Here is a 2165-nt window from a genome sequence, read left to right on the forward strand (position 1 = left end):
TGGTGGTGATGGCCTCGTCCAATGTTTTGGGCGGGGCCATTACTGTATTCACCAACGAATGCGGTGGGTGTGCTTGGTGCTACCTGGCGGGGGTACTGCTACCTGGCGCGGGGTTGCTGCACCCCCGCCAGGTAGTAAATGGTCTCGTGCGACTCTCAGTGGGAGTCGGACGAGACCATTCGTGTATTCTCCGGCTTGTCGCCGGCAACTGAGAGTGGTGTTCTCGCAGACGTGCGGAGATCTTGTGGAGTCCTTCCGGACACCAGCCGGCCACCGATCCGTCCGAAATCGTCATTGCCAGTTGATCTAATGGCGCGTATTCTAGTCGTTAATTCGTCGTACGGTGTTTATTGCACTCATAAGGAGTCGAAATGAGCGTCACTCGCCAAGTGGATCGCCGTCTCACCGAGATCGGATCCTCGATTCGTCGGTGGCGACTCATGCAGTCGCTCAAGGCTGTCGAAGTCGCGGAGCGGGCCGGCATCTCTCGATCGACGCTCCAGAAAGTCGAACGGGGTGATGCAGGGGTATCAATCGGCGCAGTGATGTCGGTTATGCAGGCACTGGGGCAGCTCGACCACGTGTCCGCCTCATTCGATCCTTTGAGCACCGATGTTGGCAGACTGCGTTCTGCTGAAACGCTTCCGGACAGGGTTCGTCGATGAGTGAGCAGATCCGGGTTGAACTGGACCATGGCGGAACGGCGGTATTCGTCGGTACTGCGTATTTCCACATCGCACGGGGGCATATCTCGACGACGTTCAAATACTCCGATGAATATGTGGGAGCTCGATGGGCCTATTCCGTCGACCCAGAGCTCCCACTGTCGACGGTCCCGTTCAGCGTACCCGGTTTGCCGGGAGCATTCGCCGACTGTTCTCCTGACCGATGGGGTCGTAATCTCGTGGCGAAGGAGCATCGGCGGCAGGTCGCCGACGGCTTCGCCCGTGACCGCCGCCTGACAGATATTGACTTCCTGCTCGGAGTCAGCGATCGCACTCGACAGGGAGCTCTGCGGTTTCGTCGTGCTGCCGACGAAGACTTTCTCAGCCCTTCGAGCCGAGTACCGAAGCTTCTTTCTTTGCCCGAACTGCAGCGGGCTGCTGATGGGGCCGCAGAAGGGTCGGGCACGGCTGTGAAGCGCCTCCTTGACGCTGGGACAGGGTCTCTGGGCGGGGCGCGGCCCAAGGCATCTGTGGCGGACGATGAGGGAAAGCTGTCAATTGCGAAGTTCTCCCGACCTGGCGACGATCGAGACGTCATCGCGTGGGAGAGCCTGGCACTCGAACTCGCCCGCAGGGCCGGAATCGACACCACTGAATCTCGGTTGCTGAGTATCGACGAGAGATCTGTGCTCCTTCTGCAGAGATTCGATCGCGCGGTTGACCGTCGGATCGGATATATGAGTGCGATGACAGCAACCGGGCATCGAGACGGAGAAGCCGGTGACTATCTCGATATCGTCGAAGCTATCGAAGACCACAGCCGGCGCTGGCGCAGCGACTGTGCGGAACTGTTTCGCCGAGTGGCATTCTCAGTTGCACTGCACAATACGGATGATCATTTGCGTAACCATGGCTTCATACGGGCGGACGCGGGATGGCAGCTGAGCCCGGCTTTCGACATCAACCCGGAACCGGAACCCGCGGTCGAACGGCAGACAGCGATCAATGGCGTCGTGTCCGCGGAGACCGAAGCCGAGGCGCTGCTCGAATTCGCCTCTCTCTGCCATCTGACGAAGCCGACCGCAGTGTCGGTGCTCAATGAGGTCGTGAGCGCAGTCGAGGGGTGGAGGTCGCGGGCTGTGGAACGGGGGATCCGACAGACAGAGATCACCGAGGTGGGTGCCGTCATCGACGAGCAGCTCGCACGCCTGCGCAAAGCTGTCCGCCCGGGCAGCTGAATCGCGCGGCATTCGGGCTCGGTTGGTGCAAGGGCTGAGGTGCGGCCGGCCTCTCTGCAAGGGGACATCGTTGAGCACTGCAGGCTGTGTGGTGGGTGTCACGTGGAGAAAGTCGGTTTTGGATTTGCGCGGTGGCTCTGGGGTGGTCTAGAGTTATATCTCGTTGCCCCGCCGGAAACACGGTCTTCGAGACACTGTTTCTACCGGGTCTGACCAGGACAAACACGGTTTGTTCCACGGGTTCAGGCGATCGGGTGGGTAA

General features: G+C 60.3%; 2 protein-coding genes. Both read left to right on the forward strand.

What is annotated here, in order from left to right; all coding sequences use genetic code 11:
• The first annotated feature begins 371 nt into the window (after positions 1-371).
• Positions 372-665: a helix-turn-helix domain-containing protein gene (locus tag ACSBQT_RS17815; RefSeq protein ID WP_264800642.1), complete on the forward strand. Its 294-nt coding sequence runs from the start codon at positions 372-374 to the stop codon at positions 663-665.
• Positions 662-1903 (forward strand): type II toxin-antitoxin system HipA family toxin, encoded by a 1242-nt coding sequence (locus ACSBQT_RS17820; protein WP_435002204.1) that lies wholly within the window; start codon positions 662-664, stop codon positions 1901-1903. The genes ACSBQT_RS17815 and ACSBQT_RS17820 overlap by 4 nt, the downstream gene beginning before the upstream one ends.
• Positions 1904-2165: the final 262 nt, after the last annotated feature.

Origin of the sequence: Brevibacterium sp. H602 (assembly GCF_051172395.1) — a bacterium.
Taxonomy (GTDB): Bacteria; Actinomycetota; Actinomycetes; order Actinomycetales; family Brevibacteriaceae; genus Brevibacterium.

What these genes read in the sequence shown, in the direction of transcription:
- ACSBQT_RS17820 (WP_435002204.1), top strand. Translation starts at nt 662, where the DNA reads ATGAGTGAGCAGATCCGGGTTGAACTGGACCATGGCGGAACGGCGGTA.
- ACSBQT_RS17815 (WP_264800642.1), top strand. Translation starts at nt 372, where the DNA reads ATGAGCGTCACTCGCCAAGTGGATCGCCGTCTCACCGAGATCGGATCC.